The organism is Cytobacillus solani (assembly GCF_001420595.1).
GTDB classification, from domain to species: Bacteria; Bacillota; Bacilli; order Bacillales; family Cytobacillaceae; genus Cytobacillus; species Cytobacillus solani.
The window spans coordinates 1,293,896-1,311,646 of sequence record NZ_LJIX01000006.1 but is presented as its reverse complement, the minus strand read 5'-3'; the positions used below and the strand labels follow the sequence as shown (position 1 = coordinate 1,311,646).

Below are 17,751 nucleotides of genomic sequence, written 5' to 3'. Positions count from 1 at the left end.
GACATATTAGTTCATAAGAAGTGCAAGAATTCCTTGAAAAATTCCGATGATACCACCTAGCAAGGCACCTAAAAAGGTAATCATTTTTAATTCCTTGTTGATAATTGTCATTACCATTTCCTCTAGCTGCTCTAAAGAGAAAGTTTCAACCTGCTGACGAACAATTTCTTGAAGGCGAAGTCTTTCCATTAGATCATCTATACGGTTTGACAGCCATTCAACAAAAAACTGTATACCATTATGTGCAACGGTTTCAACGATTTCTTTTCGGAAGGATGCCGTTAATGTGGACAGCGGCGTTTGGAATACATGCTCCAAATTCAACAATTTCCTTACATTTGTTTTAATCATTGTGAGGATTTCATCTTTTTTAAACTGATTTTCAATCTTCTCAGCTTCCCATTCAAGAACATTGTTCCATTCCTTTTTAAGAAGCGCTGTTATCATTTCAGCAGTACCTTCATTTTTGAGAAACTTAATGATTTCTGGCTGTATTTTATCAGCGATATTCATATTCCCCATAAACATTTGCATCATGTTTCCAAGCACACCGCTTCGTTCCTTCAGGAAATCATCTGCCATTTTTTGGATCCGTCTATTCCCTTCATAGCTTGAAAAATAGTCGACCCCTTTTTGGATTATAAATTCGCTAATGGCTGGAAGCTTGGCTTCCACTTTTTCAATCATATTTTCAGGAATAATCATCCTTAAAGATTGATGACGATATTTATCGATCAGCCTTTCATATTTTTCATCTATCCATTCGTTTATACGAAATTCTGCTTTCAGATGTCCGTCTGTTATCCCTAACGTTTCAAGCAGCTCTGCTGGAGTCTTTTCGGAATCAAAAAAATTCTCCATTTCTCGTTGAACAAAGCTAGTCATCTCTTTTTGGAAGTTCTCATTTAGAAATTTTTTCTTTATTCCGTCCGGTGTTAATAAATGTCGAGTAACTACTTTTCCCATTTGCTCTGCAAGCTCACCTTGTCTCTTTGGAATTAAACCTGGTGTAAAAGGGACTCTCCATTTGCCGATATACAATGTTCTATATGGCCTAAAGAGCATTTTAATCGCTAGATAATTTGTAAAGCCTCCAATAATCGCCCCAATTGCGATCATCATAATAATTGTCAGTGCTATTTGCATAAATTTTTACATCTACCTTCCATCTGGGCTTCTCGCACCAATTTATCATTTTTTTCATATGATGCTGTTATCAGCTTTTGCCTATATAATAATGTACCATAAAGCCCATATAAATGAGGAATGATCATGACTTTTTCATTATTACCTATTACGATTATTCCAGCTAAAATGTTTCACCCTAATGATGAATGTCTAAAAATAAGCCACGCTCTCATTAATTATTGGGATATCGACACAAGTAAACCGATCACAATTTCTGTTGGCGGAAATCAAACACTAGCAATGATTGAAGGTGCAGCCATTTCAAAAAATGAAATTATTTTCGAGGAAGGGCTTTTTCAGAAACTATCAATACCCATACAAGAATCTCAATGGGTTTCCAGCTTTTCACGTACAAGTCATACACTCACATTAGGGCCAGTCATTGGCATTCTTACGGATTACACTGAATCTGAAAAAGAACCTCACTTTCGCAGTATACATGCTTTTTGTAAGGAACTGCACGACCTTGTTACCGAAATCGGCGGATTTCTATTTGTATTTCAACTAGCTGATTGGACGGATACTACGCTAGAAGGCTATTATTATCAAAATAATCATTGGCAAAAGTCTTCACTTCCCCTTCCTGCCGTTATCTATAATCGTATTCATTCACGCAGGCTTGAAGCAAGCCATTTGTTTGAAACATTTAAAACTAAAATAAAAGGGAAACAAATTTTGATTTTCAACGACCATTTTTTATCAAAGTCAATCGTCCATCATTTATTATATTCGGAAGAATACATGAAGCCATATTTACCTGAAACTTGGATGCTTACAGAGCATTCTCTTCAAGAAATGCTGAAAAAATATTCTTCTATTTTCATAAAACCGATTCATGGGAGCCAAGGAAGGAATATTATCAAAGCGATAAATGAAAACGAAGCCCTGCAAGTAAAAATATCGACTGGAACAAATAAAGATCGGACATTTCAATTTACTGACCATATCCAATTCTATCAGTGGCTGCTGCCGCATCTAAAAAAAAGAACCTATCTTATTCAACAAGCGATTCCATTAATGTCCTATAAAAACCGGCAGTTGGATTTTCGCATTCTCTGCCATAAAAACTTTCAAAATACATGGAAAGTAACCTCTGCAGTTGCCAGACTTTCAGATGACCAGCAATTTGTTTCAAATATTGCAAGAGGCGGAGAAATAATGAAACCGATTCATATTCTGTCCATACTATCAAATCGGGAGACAGCCATCCAACAGCTAAAGTTAATGAAAGAACTCGCGATTGAAGCTTCCTCAATAGTCAGCCAAATGTCCGATGGGTTCATTGGCGAACTTGGGGTTGATATCGGGGTTGATGAGGAAGGGAAGCTTTGGATCATCGAGATCAATTCAAAACCCTCCAAAAATTTCGAGGCAGAATCAAATAAAATTCGCCCTTCGGCAAAAGCTTTGCTGGAATATTGTACATTCCTATCCTTTAGCAAAGGGAGATATGACTAATGCTTTCATTCGGATTAATGACATTAAGCTTAAATAATGAAAAAGGCTATTTCTATGAACTTGCAAAACGAGCACAAGCCCACAATATTCTTTGTTTTCGTTTTGTCCCTTCTTCCATTCATCCGCTTACTCAAAAAGTAACCGGAGAACAATTTAACCCTACAACTAATGAGTGGGAACAAGGGGAATTTCCGATACCAGAAGTTATCTATGACCGATGCTTTTACATGGATGATCCACACTCTACTCAGTGTAAGGCGATTGTTAAATGGCTGAAGGCTAGAAAGGATATTTTGTTTCTAGGACATGGCCTTCCAAATAAACTTACATTATTTGAGGCCATTGTCAATACAAGCTTATCCCCGTATTTGCTGCACTCAAAGCCGGTGGCCTCAGGAAGAGAATTCATTCAAGGACTGTCACCACAACAAACAGTCGTGATTAAACCAGTAAACGGCTCCCAAGGAAGAGGAATTTACTTGCTTGAAAAGACATCTAATGAATTATTAGTTCAAACGGATATGCAGGATACTCATTTAACCCGAACATTTACTACCATTCAACATGCTATAGCTTGGATAAATAGTCTTACAAGCCAGCAAGACTATTTAGTTCAGCCTTATGTAAATCTAAGAAATGAAAACAACCATCCTTTTGATATACGGATACTCATCCAGAAAGACGAAAATGGAAACTGGCGGGAAATTTGCAGGGGAATTCGAACAGGAATGAAGGATGGAATCATTTCCAATTTAAGTGCCGGTGGTACGATAACAAGCTTTGAATCATGGATCCATACGCTTCCAATATCACAAAGTGAATTTATTAGCAAAGAGCTTGATGACTTATTATCAAAGATTCCAATCATTTTGGAGGAAAACTTCCCTCCTTTATTCGAAATAGGGATCGATATTGGAGTGAGTGATAATGGGGCTATTTGGATACTTGATATAAACTCAAAACCTGGGAGAACCATTGCCCTCACATTAAAACCTGAAGTAACTGAAGCATTGTTCAATGCCCCCCTTCTATACGGAAAAACGGTAAAATTCGGAGAAAGGAGCCATTTTGATGAGAAAGTATTTTCCAGTAGAAATTCTTGAAAATAGTGTCCAAAAGGTTTGTATTCCTAGCCATTTTAAATCAAATATTAAATTATCAAAAATAGCTTTCGGCACGCATATGATGGAAACGGAGATTGAACTGCATAACCGGCAGACCATTGCATTAAGTAAAGATATAACAGAAAAACTTCTCATTCCTCCAATAAAAGTTCCCATGCATCTTTTTGTCGAGAATGACACAATCATCATCGGTCCCTTAGTGGGTGTATTCACATCTGGATTTACCCCATTTCTATTGCGCCCCATCGGTGAAAGAAGTCTATTCTTTGCAAAGCTCCTTTCTGTTAAAAAATCCATCGGTGCACTTCCTTTTGTATTCGGGGAACAGCATATCAATTGGGAACAGGGAACAATCAATGGCTTATTCTACCATCTCGATGGATGGAAGACATATGAAGTTCCTTTTCCGAATGTCATTTATGACCGCCTTCCAAATCGGAAAAGCGAAAGACAAACTGGGTTAAAACTTGTAAAAGACCGTTTGCAAAATGAATACATGATCCCATGGTATAACCCAGGATTTTTTAATAAATTGGATGTAAATGACCGGCTTCAGCAGAATGAAAATATTAATGCTTTCTTACCGGAAACATATGCCTTCTCATCTTTTTCAGACATTGAACAAATGCTTTCAAAATATGGTCATGTGTTTATTAAACCAATAAATGGCAGCCTTGGTCTTGGCATTCATCAAATCTTATTCGATAAAGTAGAGGGGACCTATTTTTGCCGTTATCGGGATCATGCTGGAGAAAATAAATTAATAAAATTCAGCAGCCTGGAAACATTAATGGGGCATGTCTTTAAAGGAAAAAAACTTAATCGCATGCTTATCCAACAGGGAATTTATTTGCTACGAGCAGATAAGCGGCCAGTGGATTTTAGGGTTCATACGAATAAAGATGCAAATGGAAGCTGGGTTGTAACGGCGATCGCTGCCAAGGTTGCAGGTGCAGGGAGTGTAACAACTCATGTTAAAAGCGGCGGAGTCATAAAAACGATTGGAGAAGTCTTCCCAACAATTGAAGAACAAAGAGAAGTAAAAGAAAAATTAGCGGATGCCGCCATTAAACTAAGCAAAGCGATAGAAGAAAGCATGGAAGGCATTATCGGAGAGATAGGCTTTGATCTTGGACTTGACCGGAATGGGGCTGTTTGGCTGTTTGAAGCAAACTCTAAACCAGGAAGATCCATCTTTTCGAATCCTCAGCTGAAGGAGTACGATCACCTCACAAGGAAACTGTCACTTGCTTTCGCCATTTATCTGACCGAAAGAGCGATCTCACAGCCAGAGGAGATCTTCAAATGACGCATATTGACTTGAAGAATTCTACAGGTCCCTTAATTGGCATTTTAGCCGGCAAAGGAAAGAATCAGTCTGTTATCGGAAATGGACCATTTTTTAGAGAGTTGCAAAGGGAAATCATAAAAAACGGCGGGATCTCCGTCGTTTTTACTCCTGATGATATTAAAGAAAATACAATCGCTGGAGTTATCTATTCACCCGAAGATCATAATTGGACGGCTGTTACTTGCCCCATTCCGCATATTGTATTTAATCGTGTGCCGACCAGAAAGCTAGAATCCACAGATTCCTTTAAAAATGCCTTTCAATTTTTCCAAAGCAGGAACATCCCCTTTTTTAATCCAGGATTCCTCGATAAATATTCACTTTTTGAAATACTTTCACAAGATCCTATTCTTCAACCCTTTTTACCTGATACAATCAAGGTTGCTGACAAAGAATCTTTGTTTCGCTTTTTAGAAAGATATAAGTCAATCTATTTGAAGCCTGCTCAAGGGGCAAAAGGTATTGGCATACACAAGCTGTATCTACAAAAGAATCATTCAGTTGTCCAAATCAGTTTAAAAGATGAAATCACGTTTCAAGATGCTCTAACCTTTTGGAAGGAATGGGAACAAACTCTTTTAAAAAAAACATACATTGCTCAAGAATCGATAGAACCAGCTCTTTTCGAAGGAAGACGATTTGACTTTCGTATTCTTGTTCACTTCTCTGAAGAAGGATATCATGTGACCGGAGCTGGCATCCGTCAATCCCGTGATCAAGAAATTACTACTCATGTCCTAAATGGCGGCTGCATTGTTCCATATGAAGACATTCAAACAGAAGAGCATGATCGATTCTTCGCTATGATTGCTGATCGTGCTGGGAAAATATTATCAAAAGAAACGGGTTTTTTCGGTGAATTTTCAATTGATGCTGGGCTTTCAACGAACGGAAAATATGTAATATATGAAATAAATTCAAAACCCATGCGCTTTGATGAAATGGCCATCGAAGAAAAACGCATTCAAACTCTCTCCAGATTATTCTTACACATGACAAAAAATGAATATTTGCCCGATAACAATCTATAATTGCTACCGGGCATTCCCCATTTAACTTCTTCTTTTCAAAGGACCTCCAAGTGCTTGGAATTGATTTTTTAATTTTTCTCTTGCTTTGCCATTTCTCATCAAATAGGCAGCCCCGAGTGCCAAAGCAGTCATTGCTAAATTGCCACGTTTCATGTCACTTGTCCCTCCTTATTTGTCTAACCGTACAATATATCTTTTCCCCTTTTAAAAAGAAAAAAAACATGAATTAAATGTTGTTGGGTTAATAAAGAAGAACAGGTAAAATAATAGAAAGGAGGAAGGGAAATGCTCACACACTTTCAGTACAAAAAATTATATGCTAATACAGAAATACCTGGATGGAATATCTCCTTTTACTTTAATAAGCAAAAGTTTCATGGGATTTACCATCAAAATGGGCAGATCGAATGGACTTCACAGATCCCAAGTGCTGAGGATGAAATTAGGCTGATTGAACAAATTCATGAGCTCATGCTTTTTCATGTATATGACCATTAGAGTTCCTTGTATTTTTTGCTGCTTTCTTGAGTAAAGTAACACGAAAAGGAGGCATTTACATTGCATAAGGACAAGTTTAAAGAAGACTCTCATCATGAAGGCAGAGACAAGGTCTTTTTGGATGTTGACCGCATAATCAATGAAGGTATGGCTAGAGGTTCTGTTCACATAAGGGGAGGACAGTCAAATATTGAAGAAGCTCGCAAGCTTAAGCAGGAAGAACCACCTTTTAAAGTGGATGTTTGATAGGCTAAATTCAAGGAAACCCGGTACTTTTTGGCAGCAACGGGTTTCTTTTTTTACTCATTCTTTAATCAAGCTCACCTCTTCATTCCCGCAAACGGTGCATTTTAATAGATGAGGGCACTCCTTGTCCTTATAATCATTTGGGTAGCCATCTTCCATTTTCATTTGATCAATGGGCATATAAGCACTGTAATCATCATAATAGTCCATAATTCTCCCGCTATCGATTAATTCATTTCCACACGAAGAGCAATTCGCCTTCATTTCTTCAAATCCATTACATATTGGACAAATAGCCATAAGATCAGCTCCATCATTCATTTAATGAAAACCCTTTTGACACTACACTCTTAACGTTCGTTTCTATCTCATTTGTTATGTAATAATCATTAGGAAACAATTCCCATTAAGAATATTGGAATATTAAAGTGAAAAACAAACATAATAGAGAGTACACACAGCAACAACCGCTTCAACCTACTAACATCAATGGGTTAGACCATTAAGTGGTAGCAAGAAAGCTTGTACCGGTGCAATTCCGGATAACCCAGCCATAACCCAAAAAAATTTATGAGGAGATGAAGACAGAATGGCAAACCAATCAAACAGCAATTCCTCAAACCAATTATTAGTACCTGGAGTAGCGCAAGCACTCGATCAAATGAAGTACGAAATCGCCAATGAATTTGGTGTAAACCTAGGTGCGGATACAACATCTCGTGCAAATGGTTCTGTTGGTGGAGAGATTACAAAGCGACTTGTTCAATCCGCTCAACAACAAATGGCAGGCAAATTTCAATCATAATTAATGAACAATTAAATAGCATATGGCTTGGCCCCCTTCATTAGGGGGCCATTTATTTCTTAAATCATCTTTTTAGGATTAACCCATTCATCATATTGTTCACTTGAAATATAACCTGTTTTCAGTGCTGCTTCTTTTAAAGTGGTATGTTCCTTAAAAGCAAGCTTTGCTATTTCCGCCGCTTTTTCATAGCCAATATGCGGATTTAAGGCAGTAACAAGCATGAGAGAGCGGTCCACATGTTCATTGATCATCTCTTCATTTGCTTCCAAGCCTTTCATACAATTATCATTAAAGGAATTTATTCCATCCGTTAATAACTGTACACTTTGAATGAAATTATAAATAATTACTGGCTTAAACACATTTAATTCAAAATTCCCCTGGCTTGCAGCAAAGCCAATTGTCGCATCATTTCCAAATACTTGACTAGCTACCATTGTTAGTGCCTCACTTTGTGTTGGATTAACCTTCCCTGGCATGATCGAACTGCCCGGCTCATTTGCTGGAATGGAAAGTTCGCCGATTCCGCTTCTAGGTCCACTTGCAAGCCACCTGACATCATTCGCAATTTTCATTAAATCAGCCGCTAATGCTTTTAATGCCCCATGGACGTAAACAATTTCATCGTGACTTGTCAAAGCTTGGAATTTATTAGCAGAGGATCGAAAAGGAAATCCAGTTTGGGCAGCAATTTCCTTTGCTGCCTCATCCCCAAACATTGGATCAGCATTAATTCCTGTTCCAACCGCTGTTCCGCCAATTGCCAAATCAAGCAAATAGACAATGGCATCTGTTAGCATTCGTTCATTTTTATCAAGCATGGCTCTCCAGCCGCTGATCTCCTGCCCTAATGTTAATGGGGTTGCATCTTGCAAATGTGTTCGACCTATTTTTATGATATGCTTGTATGCTTCTTCCTTCGTTTGAATCGTTTCTTTCAACGCTCGAAGTGAAGGGATTAATTTCCGAGCAACTTCCATATAGGCAGCAATATGCATTGCTGTTGGAAAGGTATCATTAGAGCTTTGAGACATATTCACATCGTCATTCGGATGAACTTTAGAATCCTCTTCATTCATTTGTTCATTTGCCCTTCTTGCAATTACTTCATTTACATTCATATTTGTTTGTGTCCCGCTTCCTGTCTGCCAGACTGCAAGCGGAAAATGATCATCAAATTTCCCTTGTATGATTTCTTCAGCTGCTTCGATCATTGCAGCCTTCTTTCCTTCGTCTAATTTTCCAAGCTTGTAGTTAACAGCTGCTGCAGCTTTTTTAATTTTTGCCAGTGCATAAATGACTTCCATCGGCATCTTTTCAGAGCCAATTTTAAAATTTTGCTTGCTTCTTTCTGTCTGGGCTCCCCAATATTTTTCTGCAGGGACTTTTATCTCCCCAAATGTATCTCTTTCAATCCGAAACTTAGTCATTGCCATCCTCCTTCTAGAAATACTTGCGTGTCACAAGCTAAACAACACAAAGATACTATCTTTATAATCTATTCCCTCTTTTGCCAACAATTATTGTTCATCGAAAAACTTCTGGCATTGTTTAGCTTTTTTTCATAAAAAAAAACTGCTTTGCATATAGCAAGCAGTTTTAGTGATGAATGATTGTATATCCAACAAAGTAAGCTAGTACCATGACACTGGCAATAGCAAAAGTAACAGTTAATAATTCCATTTTGAAGCCTCCTAACAAATGCAATTTATACTTTAAAAGTACCACACAAGTTAAGGAGGACTCGTTGCATTCTGTGACAGGATAGTGAAAACTTTATGAACTTTTAATAAATATATTTTCTCGTTTTAAATCCCATCTATTCTACAACGACAGCCGTTCCATAGGCAATAATTTCAGCTGCATTTTGCATGACTGCAGATGTTTGCAAACGCATGCTAACTATGGCATTTGCCCCTTTGGCTTTGGCATCCTCAGCCATACGACCAATTGCTTTCTGTCTTGCCTCATCCATCATTTCTGTATACTCGCCAATTTCCCCGCCGACAATCGTCTTTAATCCAGCTAAGATGTCTTTACCGATATGCTTTGTTTGAACGGTACTTCCCCTAACAAAGCCTATTAATTCTTTAATTTCTTTTCCATGTACAGATTCAGTAGTTACGATAATCATTTCGATCGTCCTCCTCTTTCTCTTTTATACGTTCAATTAATAATAAGATGACAATACCAACTATCAATAAAATATAGACGAGATAAAAAATAACTGCTGCCTTCAAATTGATGAATAGCAAGATGATTGCTAGAATTTGTCCAACACCAGCTACAAGAAGAAATATCCGCTTGATTATACCCATTACTCCTTCATTCCTTCAGGATTTTTTTTATGAAATACTTTTCGTACGAAGATGAGATAAGCAAGAGTCGGCATCGGTGCCTGAATAAGACCGACGATGCCCCAAAACCAATAATTATGGCCATATTTCCTTGCATGTATGAACAGATAGATGCTTTGACTTATCAGAATGACAGCAACAATGATGAGTAATGGAACCGTAATCTCTTCATTCATGTTTCTTTCACCTGCTTAATAAGTCGGATTGAAAAGTAACCAATTATAAAAATAGCCACCAATCCTTGTAAAGCAAAGAAAACTACTGGAATATTATATAACGTAAATAGGACTACACTTAAAACTAGGAGGGCAACAATAGAAAAAATGGATACATCGAAAATTAATTTTTTTCTTAATTGCTGTTTCTTTTCCACCACCATGTTTTCAAACCATTCTAGATTTGGTGTATAGACTGGTGCATATTGCTCTACTGATTCCAAGCCGACTTCAATTTCTTTAATAGTCGTAAAGAAGCTTTCATCTAAATTTTCCTTTTCTATTTCCTCTTTCCGTTCATCCATTTAGCCTCAGCTCCTTTCTAACAGCAAGGATTCCATTATGAACCCTTGACTTAATTGTCCCTGAAGAAAGCTTCATCATCTCGCCAATTTCATCATAAGAATACCCGTAATAATGTTTTAAAATAATTGGTATACGAACATCATCAGCCAGTTTGCCTAGTGCAGATAAGGCATCTGTCCATTCTTCGTTCCTGCTTTCGAGCTGCCACTTCAGCTTCCTGTAAATTTCTTCTTGCTGCTGCCAATTTTTTTCTCTTTTCTTTTTCCGCTGCTGGTCGATATATAAATTTGTCGCGATAGAGATGAGCCAGGAGGAAAATTTTGATTTCCCCTGATATAAATGGATTTTCTCAATACATCTCGCCATTGTCTCCTGGGCAAGCTCCTCTGCTGTATCAGGATTCATCGTTACTTTCATTAAATACTTGACCAAGAAGGAATAATTTTGATGAAAAAGCATGGCAAAAGCGCTTTTATCTCCACTTTTTGCGCTTCTTATTAGCTCTCCCTCTTCCATGGCTTCTATTCCTCTCTTTCCATCATCCCATTTCCGCAATTATTGTTTCAATGATTAGACGTTTATGTGCATGATTCGTTCAATTTTTTTATGAAAAATTCTTCACTTATTTTTTTCCTGCTCAACAACTAATTCCGTAAAACGTTCCTTTGACGAAGCTTCATCAAAACTGCTATAAATGCGAAAATGATCCTCATCAATAATTCGAAAGTGCTGACTAATGATATTTTGCTGTAATAGCAGTCCATTCTTCCGGTCAATTTCCTTCCACCAGATTTTCCCGCCCATTGTTTTTTCCCTGCGGTAGTCTATCCCTTCGCGAGCAATTGTTTCCAACACTTCTAACGGTTCATCCCCAAACAAAAATCGTACCGTTTCCGTTTCCCTAAACAGAGCACATACAACGACAACCGTAGACCATCCAGCATCCACTCGCCCCTTTTCAATTTGAACAAGTGTTTTTTTTGAAATTCCAATGATTTCTGCCATTTTATCTTGTGTATATCCTGCTTCCGTACGGATCAGGCGTATTTTCTCCGTTACTTTAGAAATAATTTCATCACGTGTCAAGGCTCACTTCATTCCCTTTATGTTATTCTTTTTGTGTATTATTACACTTTAATATAATTATAAAAGAGCAACAGTAAACATAGCAAATTTAAAAAAACTGCTGTCAGAAGCGACAACAGTTTTATATGCAAAAATTCACTTCTTTAATGGGACATCAGATATTGAATGACAGGAGCTTGAACAGGAATTCTTTGTCGAACATCCTGCACACTTTCCTTGCTTTGATTTTTTAATAAATTTTACTAAGGACCAGCTGGCATACCCAAAAATAACTCCGCCAATGAAAATGTTAACGATCATCTTACTCACTCCAAACTCATGGTAAAAGTGAATTACATAAATCCTAACAGCCTACCGCCTTGGTAAATAATAAGAGCTAACAAATAAGCGATAATAAGTGCATAGCCCATAGAAAATGCTGTCCACTTTTTCGAACCTGTTTCTTTATAAATCGTTGCCACTGTTGCCAGGCAAGGAATATATAATAGGATGAAAACCATAAAGCTGTAGCCTGCCAGAGGAGTAAAGTAATCTGACAGCAATCCTTGCAGACTCGCTTCATCTGGAGCAAAATAAATAATGTTCATTGTCGAAATAATTGCCTCTTTTGCCAAAAATCCTGTTATAAGAGAAGCTCCAGCCTGCCATGTATTAAATCCAATGGGTTCAAAAAGCGGTGCAATGAATCCGCCAATTGCTGCTAAATAACTATCATCTAAAGCAACATCCGTACCACCTGGTCCTATGTAAGATAAAAGCCAAATGAATACAGAACCGGCAAAAATAAAGGTGCCTGCTTTTTTTACAAATCCCTTCCCCTTATCCCATGTGCTTCTCCACAAAGCTTGAAATTGCGGCAGACGGTATGGCGGCAATTCAATAACAAAGAAAGAAGTTTCGCCTTTTAAAATAGTAGATGAAAATAGCTTCGCTAAAACTAAGGCCACAACAATCCCTAATATATATAAGGATAGAACGATAAAGGCCTTTTGCTGCACAAAAAATGCACCCACAAACAGTGCATACACAGGTAATCGTGCGGAACAAGACATTAAGGGAGTTAATAGAATAGTTAACAGTCTTTCCTTTGGCGTCTCAATTGTTCTAGCCGCCATAATTCCAGGTACATTACAGCCGAACCCAATCATCATCGGAATAAACGCCTTCCCGTTTAACCCTACCGCCTCCATCAGACGATCCATAACAAGGGCAACTCTTGCCATATAGCCTGAGTCTTCAAGGAGTGAAATGAAAAAGAATAAAATAAAGATTTGTGGAACAAAAACAAGAACGCCTCCAACCCCGGCTACAATCCCATCAAGAATTAATGAATGGATAAAAGCAGAGGCACCGGCAGCATTTAATAGATTTTCAATCGTATTAGACAAGGTTCCTGTTATGAACGCATCCAGCAAATCTGATAATGGAAATCCAAGCCAATCAAAGGTTAGCATAAACATTAAATACATGAGCAGAAAGAAAATTGGCAGGCCAAGGATTTTATTCGTTACAATCGCATCAATTTTTTCTGATAATGGCGTTTTAATTTGTTCCCGCTTGATATACGCATCAGCCATGATTTGATCAATGGTTTCTTTCCTTTTTTGAAATATAAATTGATCGATAGAGACACCGGTGCTCCTTTTCACCGTATCTTTGATTTCTACTAAAAACTGATCGAGCTTCTCAGATTCTATATAATTTTTAACATATTTTTTTACATATTGGTTTCCCTCAAACATCTGCAAAGCAAGCCATCTTGCCGATCGACTCGATTTATTGTCTAGTAATTGTTCAAATCGTAAAATGGCTTCTTCTATTTCTATTCCATAATTGACAATCCTTGCATTTGGTTCAGACATCCTCTCACTTGTTACAGCTTCAGCTAACAGGTCGCATCCCTTCCCTGTTCTTGCAATAACAGGTGTGAGAGGAATGCCTATTTGATTCGATAGATGATTTGGTTCAATCTGAAGGCCACGTTTCAGAGCAACATCTACCATATTAAGCCCAATAACTACAGGTTTCCCATATTCCAATAGCTGGATCGTTAAATGTAGGTTTCGTTCCAATTGTGACGCATCGAGTATATTGATCATTTTATCTACATGCTCTGATAAGAGAAATTGTGTCACAACTCCTTCATCCTTCGATAAAGGGTTTAATGAATAGATTCCTGGCAAGTCTATTAACTTATCTTTCTTATTTTTAAATTGACCAACCTTCTTTTCAACTGTAACTCCACTCCAGTTTCCTACATACTCATACGAACCTGTAAGGTTATTAAAGAGTGATGTTTTTCCAGTATTAGGGTTACCGATTAGAGCGATATCCATTATAGTCTCTCCACTTCAATTTGGACGGCTTCTACTCTGCGTATCCCAATACATTGACCGCAAGATTCAACCATAATTGGGCCGCCAAACGGCATATAGCATTTAATACACACTTCCGTACCTTCAGTTATTCCTAAATCAAGCAATCTCCTCCGGACTAAAAGATCAATCCGAGAAATATCGAGAATCCTGCACTTTTCACCTTTTTTTAATTTCCCAAGCACGAAGTCCACCTGATTTCTTCTATTAATTCAATTGAGAATGATTATCTTTATTTATACCAAGTTTTTTTTATAAATTCTGCGATAAAAATCACATACCTTTTTGTTTCCTTTTCGACAGGGTCAGTGTAGTCTCGAAGTACTGTTTTTTTATTCGTACTTTTTCGACAAAGGAAATTTGCAAAATATAGCGAAGTTTATATGAATGATAGGTTATTTAACTAGTCTGGAGGTTAATATGGTAACGAGAATAAGTGAAACTGTTGTTGAATTTTTACAGAGGGAAAAAATTCAATTATTGAATGAATGGAGAAAGAATATTCTCGTCTCCCCAGAAGATCCTTATGAGGATCGAATGGAGGAAAATGGAGAAGTTATTTTTTATCTTGTCATTCAAAGTCTTACGAGGGAAAAAGAGAATTTAGATGGGGTTATTCGCAAGTTTTCTATTTCTATTGCAGATCAGCGAGTGAAAGCAGGAATGAATATTGGTGAGTTTGTCCACAATGTAAATTTAGGGCGGTCAATCTTTCAAAAACATTTAAAAAAAATGGATATAAGCTGGCAAGAGCTTCAAGCCTATTCAGAACGTATTCATGATTGTCTAGACCAATTTCTTTACTTCTCTGTCACCTATTATAGCGACGCAAAAAATCAAATTATCGAGGAAAAAACTAAATTTATCGATACGAGTCATAAGGATCGATTAACATTACTAGGGCAGATGACTTCCAGTTTTATCCATGAATTCCGAAATCCGCTCACTTCTGTACAAGGCTTTATTCAACTGCTTAAATCAGAATACCCAAACATGAAATATTTGGATATTATTTCAATTGAATTAGAGCAGTTAAATTTTCGCATTTCTCAGTTCCTCCTGCTTTCGAAAAAAGAATTAATCGGCAAGGAAAAAACAGCCTTTTCCTTAAATGAGCTGATAGAGGAAGTGCTCATATTTTTATATCCAAGTATTTTAGATGGAAAAGTAAAGATCCAGAAAAATTTAGAAGAAGATATTAACCTATTTGGTTATGCCGACGAAATTCGCCAAGTGCTAATAAATATTGTCTTTAATGCCATCGATGTACTGAATCCGAATACAAAACATCCGTTAATAGATATAAAGAGTTACACGACAGATAACAAATGGATCAAGCTGGAAATCGCTAATAACGGTCCAATGATTCCAGAGCATCTTGTACAGTCTATATTTGAACCATTTGTAACAACTAAAAAACTTGGAACGGGGTTAGGACTATTCGTTTGCAGAGAAATCATTGAAAAGCATAAAGGAAGATTAGCATGTGAAACACAAGCAGATTTAACTGTATTTACAATTACCCTTCCGATTGCTGACAAAAAATAAAACGAGGCTGGCTCATCCCATATTGAGTCGGCCTCTTGTTTTTTTCCTTTTTCAAAAATTCTGTGTACTTATTCTGAATTACCATTTATTATATAGAAATAATTCATGCAGAATAGGAGAGTTGTTTATGTTTACGTTAAAAGTTGACCAAGAAATTGAACTGCAATTATTTCAATTACATCATTCAGAAGAGCTTTATCATTTGGTAGACTCAAATCGCAATCATTTAAGGGAATGGCTGCCATGGGTTGATAGTATGTCTTCGCCTAGTCAGTATCATTCTATTATTCCAACATGGCTAAAGCAGTTTATGAATAACAACGGGTTTAATGCTGGAATTCGCTATAAAGGGACTCTTGTCGGTTCTATAGGCTTTCATCAAATCGACTGGAATAGCAGGCAAACGAGCATCGGCTATTATTTGGCAAGTGGCTATGAAGGGAAAGGAATCATGACTAGGAGTGTTCAAGCACTTCTCAACTATGCCTTCTTAGATCTTAATCTCAATCGTGTGGAAATACGCTGTGGGATTGGCAATTCGAAGAGCCGCGCGATTCCAGAAAGATTAGGATTTATTCAAGAAGGCATCATTCGAGACGGTGAATTTCTATATGATCATTATCATGATTTAGCCGTCTACGGCATGCTAGCACGAGATTGGGAAAATTAATATATAAGCACTTTTAAGGCTAAGAAAAGATAGCTCCGTTTCTAGGAGCCTTTTTTTATGGTAAGCAAAATTACTAAAAAGATAAATTTAAGGGAAAAGTACATTTTATAGGAGGTGAACGCTCCTTACATTATTTGTAAGGAAATAATTATGGCTTTAAATATTTTTTTACTCATTTTATTAATTACTTTGACGGCTTTTTTTGTTGCATCCGAATTTGCGATGGTAAAAGTGCGTTCATCCCGAATTGATCAATTAATTGCAGAAGGAAATGTCCGGGCACAGTCGGCAAGAAAAGTAGTCACAAATCTTGATGAATATTTATCTGCCTGTCAGCTTGGAATTACCATTACAGCCTTAGGGTTAGGATGGCTTGGTGAACCAACTGTTGAAAGGATATTGCATCCTCTGTTTGACAAACTGGAACTGCAGCCATCTTTAACCCAAGTCCTATCTTTCATCATCGCTTTCTCTGTGGTTACCTTTCTGCATGTCGTGATTGGTGAGCTCGCGCCAAAAACATTTGCGATTCAAAAAGCAGAGGAAATTACACTAACCTTTTCCGTTCCATTAATCTGGTTTTATAAAATTATGTTTCCATTCATCTGGGCTTTAAATGGTTCAGCAAGATATGTAACTGGATTATTTGGGTTAAAGCCTGTTTCTGAACAAGAAATAGCCCTATCTGAAGAAGAACTTCGAATTATTCTTTCTGAAAGCTTAAAAAGCGGGGAAATTAACCAATCCGAATATAAGTATGTCAACAGGATCTTTGAATTTGATAATCGGATTGCGAAGGAAATTATGGTTCCCCGAACAGAAATTATCAGCCTAGAAGAGGACGCGACTCTTTCAGAAGTACTGGAAATTATTATGAATGAGCGATATACAAGATATCCGGTAACTGGTGGAGATAAGGATAATATTCTCGGATTAATTAATGTAAAGGAAATACTGACAGATTGTATTAGAAAAAAATGTGAGGATGAAAAGCCGGTTGTTCAGTATATTAAACCCATCATACGAGTAATTGAGACGATTCCTATCCATGACCTCCTTGTGAAAATGCAAAAAGAACGCTCTCACATGGCGATTTTATTTGATGAGTATGGGGGGACGGCTGGATTAGTTACTGCAGAGGATATTCTCGAAGAAATCGTTGGGGAGATTCGCGATGAATTTGATGCAGATGAACTCCCCTTTGTTCAAAAAATGGGGCAGGATCATTATATTTTAGATGCAAAGCTCCTTATTTCAGAAACAAATGACTTGCTCGGAACAGATTTAAACGAAGATGAAGTGGATACGCTTGGAGGCTGGATTCTTACCCAAAAATTTGATTTAGAACAAGGGGATTCCATCATTCAAGACGGGTTTGAATTTATTATTAAAGAAATTGAAGGTCATCACATCTCCTATATTGAAGTAAAAAAGGAAAAAGAAATCACATCTTGAATTATAATAATGAGGGAATTGTTCTTCCAAAGCAG

The 17,751-nt window shown here is 37.2% G+C and carries 23 protein-coding genes; 10 read left to right on the top strand and 13 right to left on the bottom strand.

The features are described from left to right. Positions 1 to 6: 6 nt before the first annotated feature. Complete coding sequence (locus AN957_RS08280) at positions 7 to 1,146, bottom strand: DUF445 domain-containing protein (protein ID WP_053475136.1); 1,140 nt, start codon at positions 1,144 to 1,146, stop codon at positions 7 to 9. Between the two features lie 126 nt (positions 1,147 to 1,272). Here AN957_RS08280 and AN957_RS08275 point away from each other — a divergent pair, with 126 nt between their 5' ends. Genes AN957_RS08275 through AN957_RS08260 form a run of 4 tightly spaced genes read left to right on the top strand, consistent with a single transcriptional unit; the run spans position 1,273 to position 6,152 of the window. Then, positions 1,273 to 2,646, top strand: coding sequence for a YheC/YheD family endospore coat-associated protein (locus AN957_RS08275; protein WP_231690037.1), 1,374 nt, complete (start codon positions 1,273 to 1,275; stop codon positions 2,644 to 2,646). Then, positions 2,646 to 3,749: a YheC/YheD family endospore coat-associated protein gene (locus AN957_RS08270; RefSeq protein WP_053475135.1), complete on the top strand. Its 1,104-nt coding sequence runs from the start codon at positions 2,646 to 2,648 to the stop codon at positions 3,747 to 3,749. Before AN957_RS08275 ends, AN957_RS08270 begins: the two co-directional genes overlap by 1 nt. Beyond that, on the top strand, positions 3,718 to 5,079 hold the full coding sequence (locus AN957_RS08265; RefSeq protein ID WP_053475134.1) for a YheC/YheD family endospore coat-associated protein: 1,362 nt from the start codon (positions 3,718 to 3,720) through the stop codon (positions 5,077 to 5,079). The genes AN957_RS08270 and AN957_RS08265 overlap by 32 nt, the downstream gene beginning before the upstream one ends. Then, positions 5,076 to 6,152 (top strand): YheC/YheD family endospore coat-associated protein, encoded by a 1,077-nt coding sequence (locus AN957_RS08260; RefSeq protein ID WP_053475133.1) that lies wholly within the window; start codon positions 5,076 to 5,078, stop codon positions 6,150 to 6,152. The genes AN957_RS08265 and AN957_RS08260 overlap by 4 nt, the downstream gene beginning before the upstream one ends. A gap of 21 nt (positions 6,153 to 6,173) precedes the next feature. On the opposite strand, the gene AN957_RS28795 is transcribed toward AN957_RS08260, so the two are convergent. Then, the gene (locus AN957_RS28795) at positions 6,174 to 6,305 is read right to left on the bottom strand and encodes a hypothetical protein (RefSeq protein WP_281176493.1); all 132 of its coding nucleotides are present in this window, start codon (positions 6,303 to 6,305) and stop codon (positions 6,174 to 6,176) included. Between the two features lie 132 nt (positions 6,306 to 6,437). Between AN957_RS28795 and AN957_RS08255 the strand changes: the two genes are divergently transcribed. Both AN957_RS08255 and AN957_RS08250 read left to right on the top strand, forming a co-directional pair. Then, positions 6,438 to 6,650, top strand: a complete 213-nt coding sequence (locus tag AN957_RS08255; protein WP_053475132.1) for a YheE family protein — start codon at positions 6,438 to 6,440, stop codon at positions 6,648 to 6,650. 60 nt (positions 6,651 to 6,710) lie between these two features. Further along, a complete protein-coding gene (locus tag AN957_RS08250; protein ID WP_053475131.1) occupies positions 6,711 to 6,896 on the top strand; it encodes a hypothetical protein in 186 nt (61 codons plus the stop codon). Between the two features lie 57 nt (positions 6,897 to 6,953). Here AN957_RS08250 and AN957_RS08245 read toward each other — a convergent pair whose 3' ends face one another. Continuing rightward, positions 6,954 to 7,217 (bottom strand): hypothetical protein, encoded by a 264-nt coding sequence (locus AN957_RS08245; RefSeq protein WP_380000142.1) that lies wholly within the window; start codon positions 7,215 to 7,217, stop codon positions 6,954 to 6,956. Positions 7,218 to 7,485: 268 nt separating this feature from the next. Here AN957_RS08245 and AN957_RS08240 point away from each other — a divergent pair, with 268 nt between their 5' ends. Beyond that, a complete protein-coding gene (locus AN957_RS08240; RefSeq protein WP_053475130.1) occupies positions 7,486 to 7,701 on the top strand; it encodes an alpha/beta-type small acid-soluble spore protein in 216 nt (71 codons plus the stop codon). Positions 7,702 to 7,760: 59 nt separating this feature from the next. Here the strand turns inward: AN957_RS08240 and fumC are convergent, their stop codons facing one another. The 10 genes from fumC to AN957_RS08190 all read right to left on the bottom strand — a co-directional run bounded on the left by fumC (position 7,761) and on the right by AN957_RS08190 (position 14,228). Continuing rightward, complete coding sequence (gene fumC / locus AN957_RS08235) at positions 7,761 to 9,134, bottom strand: class II fumarate hydratase (protein ID WP_056683394.1); 1,374 nt, start codon at positions 9,132 to 9,134, stop codon at positions 7,761 to 7,763. A 389-nt stretch (positions 9,135 to 9,523) separates the two neighbouring features. Next, positions 9,524 to 9,838, bottom strand: a complete 315-nt coding sequence (locus tag AN957_RS08230; protein WP_053475128.1) for a YbjQ family protein — start codon at positions 9,836 to 9,838, stop codon at positions 9,524 to 9,526. Further along, complete coding sequence (locus AN957_RS08225) at positions 9,819 to 10,022, bottom strand: hypothetical protein (protein WP_053475127.1); 204 nt, start codon at positions 10,020 to 10,022, stop codon at positions 9,819 to 9,821. Before AN957_RS08225 ends, AN957_RS08230 begins: the two co-directional genes overlap by 20 nt. Then, positions 10,022 to 10,237 (bottom strand): hypothetical protein, encoded by a 216-nt coding sequence (locus AN957_RS08220; protein ID WP_053475126.1) that lies wholly within the window; start codon positions 10,235 to 10,237, stop codon positions 10,022 to 10,024. The genes AN957_RS08225 and AN957_RS08220 overlap by 1 nt, the downstream gene beginning before the upstream one ends. Next, positions 10,234 to 10,581, bottom strand: a complete 348-nt coding sequence (locus AN957_RS08215) for a YxlC family protein (RefSeq protein WP_053475125.1) — start codon at positions 10,579 to 10,581, stop codon at positions 10,234 to 10,236. Before AN957_RS08215 ends, AN957_RS08220 begins: the two co-directional genes overlap by 4 nt. Further along, positions 10,574 to 11,098, bottom strand: coding sequence for an RNA polymerase sigma factor SigY (gene sigY, locus AN957_RS08210; protein ID WP_053475124.1), 525 nt, complete (start codon positions 11,096 to 11,098; stop codon positions 10,574 to 10,576). Before sigY ends, AN957_RS08215 begins: the two co-directional genes overlap by 8 nt. Positions 11,099 to 11,200: 102 nt before the next feature. Continuing rightward, the gene (locus AN957_RS08205) at positions 11,201 to 11,668 is read right to left on the bottom strand and encodes a helix-turn-helix transcriptional regulator (RefSeq protein ID WP_053475123.1); all 468 of its coding nucleotides are present in this window, start codon (positions 11,666 to 11,668) and stop codon (positions 11,201 to 11,203) included. Between the two features lie 135 nt (positions 11,669 to 11,803). Next, the gene (locus AN957_RS08200; RefSeq protein WP_053475122.1) at positions 11,804 to 11,968 is read right to left on the bottom strand and encodes a FeoB-associated Cys-rich membrane protein; all 165 of its coding nucleotides are present in this window, start codon (positions 11,966 to 11,968) and stop codon (positions 11,804 to 11,806) included. 32 nt (positions 11,969 to 12,000) lie between these two features. Next, positions 12,001 to 14,004, bottom strand: a complete 2,004-nt coding sequence (gene feoB, locus AN957_RS08195; RefSeq protein WP_053475121.1) for a ferrous iron transport protein B — start codon at positions 14,002 to 14,004, stop codon at positions 12,001 to 12,003. After that, positions 14,004 to 14,228 carry a FeoA family protein gene (locus AN957_RS08190; RefSeq protein ID WP_053475120.1) on the bottom strand — a complete coding sequence of 75 codons (225 nt, stop codon included), beginning with the start codon at positions 14,226 to 14,228 and terminating at the stop codon, positions 14,004 to 14,006. Before AN957_RS08190 ends, feoB begins: the two co-directional genes overlap by 1 nt. Positions 14,229 to 14,463: 235 nt before the next feature. Here AN957_RS08190 and AN957_RS08185 point away from each other — a divergent pair, with 235 nt between their 5' ends. The 3 genes from AN957_RS08185 to AN957_RS08175 all read left to right on the top strand — a co-directional run bounded on the left by AN957_RS08185 (position 14,464) and on the right by AN957_RS08175 (position 17,716). Next, positions 14,464 to 15,591 carry a sensor histidine kinase gene (locus tag AN957_RS08185; protein WP_053475119.1) on the top strand — a complete coding sequence of 376 codons (1,128 nt, stop codon included), beginning with the start codon at positions 14,464 to 14,466 and terminating at the stop codon, positions 15,589 to 15,591. A 127-nt stretch (positions 15,592 to 15,718) separates the two neighbouring features. After that, on the top strand, positions 15,719 to 16,261 hold the full coding sequence (locus AN957_RS08180; RefSeq protein ID WP_053475118.1) for a GNAT family N-acetyltransferase: 543 nt from the start codon (positions 15,719 to 15,721) through the stop codon (positions 16,259 to 16,261). Positions 16,262 to 16,411: 150 nt separating this feature from the next. Next, positions 16,412 to 17,716, top strand: a complete 1,305-nt coding sequence (locus AN957_RS08175) for a hemolysin family protein (RefSeq protein ID WP_380000152.1) — start codon at positions 16,412 to 16,414, stop codon at positions 17,714 to 17,716. Positions 17,717 to 17,751: the final 35 nt, after the last annotated feature.

Bases quoted from the DNA above. Each gene is read 5' to 3' on its own strand.
- AN957_RS08185 (WP_053475119.1), top strand. From the start codon at position 14,464: ATGGTAACGAGAATAAGTGAAACTGTTGTTGAATTTTTACAGAGGGAA.
- AN957_RS08215 (WP_053475125.1), bottom strand. From the start codon at position 10,581: ATGGATGAACGGAAAGAGGAAATAGAAAAGGAAAATTTAGATGAAAGC.
- fumC (WP_056683394.1), bottom strand. From the start codon at position 9,134: ATGACTAAGTTTCGGATTGAAAGAGATACATTTGGGGAGATAAAAGTC.
- AN957_RS08180 (WP_053475118.1), top strand. From the start codon at position 15,719: ATGTTTACGTTAAAAGTTGACCAAGAAATTGAACTGCAATTATTTCAA.
- AN957_RS08270 (WP_053475135.1), top strand. From the start codon at position 2,646: ATGCTTTCATTCGGATTAATGACATTAAGCTTAAATAATGAAAAAGGC.
- AN957_RS08240 (WP_053475130.1), top strand. From the start codon at position 7,486: ATGGCAAACCAATCAAACAGCAATTCCTCAAACCAATTATTAGTACCT.
- AN957_RS08175 (WP_380000152.1), top strand. From the start codon at position 16,412: ATGGCTTTAAATATTTTTTTACTCATTTTATTAATTACTTTGACGGCT.
- AN957_RS08245 (WP_380000142.1), bottom strand. From the start codon at position 7,217: ATGAATGATGGAGCTGATCTTATGGCTATTTGTCCAATATGTAATGGA.
- AN957_RS08255 (WP_053475132.1), top strand. From the start codon at position 6,438: ATGCTCACACACTTTCAGTACAAAAAATTATATGCTAATACAGAAATA.
- AN957_RS08280 (WP_053475136.1), bottom strand. From the start codon at position 1,146: ATGCAAATAGCACTGACAATTATTATGATGATCGCAATTGGGGCGATT.
- AN957_RS28795 (WP_281176493.1), bottom strand. From the start codon at position 6,305: ATGAAACGTGGCAATTTAGCAATGACTGCTTTGGCACTCGGGGCTGCC.
- AN957_RS08225 (WP_053475127.1), bottom strand. From the start codon at position 10,022: ATGGGTATAATCAAGCGGATATTTCTTCTTGTAGCTGGTGTTGGACAA.
- AN957_RS08260 (WP_053475133.1), top strand. From the start codon at position 5,076: ATGACGCATATTGACTTGAAGAATTCTACAGGTCCCTTAATTGGCATT.
- AN957_RS08220 (WP_053475126.1), bottom strand. From the start codon at position 10,237: ATGAATGAAGAGATTACGGTTCCATTACTCATCATTGTTGCTGTCATT.
- AN957_RS08275 (WP_231690037.1), top strand. From the start codon at position 1,273: ATGACTTTTTCATTATTACCTATTACGATTATTCCAGCTAAAATGTTT.
- AN957_RS08200 (WP_053475122.1), bottom strand. From the start codon at position 11,968: ATGATCGTTAACATTTTCATTGGCGGAGTTATTTTTGGGTATGCCAGC.
- feoB (WP_053475121.1), bottom strand. From the start codon at position 14,004: ATGGATATCGCTCTAATCGGTAACCCTAATACTGGAAAAACATCACTC.
- AN957_RS08230 (WP_053475128.1), bottom strand. From the start codon at position 9,838: ATGATTATCGTAACTACTGAATCTGTACATGGAAAAGAAATTAAAGAA.
- sigY (WP_053475124.1), bottom strand. From the start codon at position 11,098: ATGGAAGAGGGAGAGCTAATAAGAAGCGCAAAAAGTGGAGATAAAAGC.
- AN957_RS08265 (WP_053475134.1), top strand. From the start codon at position 3,718: ATGAGAAAGTATTTTCCAGTAGAAATTCTTGAAAATAGTGTCCAAAAG.